The 1,010-nt window shown below is 59.2% G+C and carries 1 protein-coding gene; it reads right to left on the minus strand.

Annotation, left to right across the window (positions count from 1 at the left end):
* Positions 1-1,010: elongation factor Tu (tuf, locus tag GOW93_RS20645; RefSeq protein WP_170388289.1), on the minus strand; the 1,010-nt coding region annotated here is incomplete at both ends.

The raw sequence follows: 1,010 nt of genomic DNA on the forward strand, positions 1-1,010 counted from the left end.
GCGATCAGCTCAACGCCGAACGACACGTTGTCGCCGGGCATAACCATTTCGGTGCCTTCGGCCAGGGTCACGGTGCCGGTCACGTCAGTTGTACGGAAGTAGAACTGAGGACGGTAGTTCGCGAAGAACGGAGTGTGACGACCGCCTTCTTCCTTGGTCAGGATGTAGGCTTCGGCTTCGAACTTGGTGTGCGGTGTAACCGAGCCGGGCTTACACAAAACCTGGCCACGCTCAACGCCGTCACGGTCAACACCACGCAGCAGGGCGCCGATGTTGTCGCCCGCTTCACCGCGGTCCAGCAGCTTGCGGAACATTTCAACGCCGGTGCAGGTGGTTTTCGAAGTGTCGCGGATGCCGACGATTTCGATCTCGTCGCCAACGTTGATCACGCCACGCTCAACACGACCGGTCACAACGGTACCACGACCCGAGATCGAGAACACGTCTTCGATCGGCATCAGGAACGGCTGGTCAACAGCGCGCTCAGGGGTGTCGATGTAGTCATCAACAGCCGCCATCAGTTCCTTGATTTTCTCTTCGCCGATTTCCGGGTTGTTGCCTTCCATCGCGGCCAGAGCCGAACCTGCAACGATCGGAATATCGTCGCCGGGGTATTCGTAGCTGGACAGCAGTTCGCGAACTTCCATCTCAACCAGTTCCAGCAGCTCTTCGTCGTCAACCTGGTCAACTTTGTTCAGGAACACGACCATCTTCGGGATGCCAACCTGGCGGCCCAGCAGGATGTGCTCACGCGTCTGCGGCATCGGGCCGTCAGCGGCGTTCACAACCAGGATCGCGCCGTCCATCTGAGCGGCACCGGTGATCATGTTCTTGACGTAGTCGGCGTGGCCGGGGCAGTCAACGTGCGCATAGTGGCGGTTGTCGGTCTCGTATTCCACGTGGGCGGTCGAGATGGTGATGCCGCGCGCTTTTTCTTCCGGCGCACCGTCGATCTGGTCATACGCTTTGAAGTCACCGAAATACTTGGTGATTGCTGCGGTCAGCGTGGT

Source organism: Ruegeria atlantica, from assembly GCF_013032455.1.
Lineage (GTDB): Bacteria > Pseudomonadota > Alphaproteobacteria > Rhodobacterales > Rhodobacteraceae > Ruegeria > Ruegeria atlantica_B.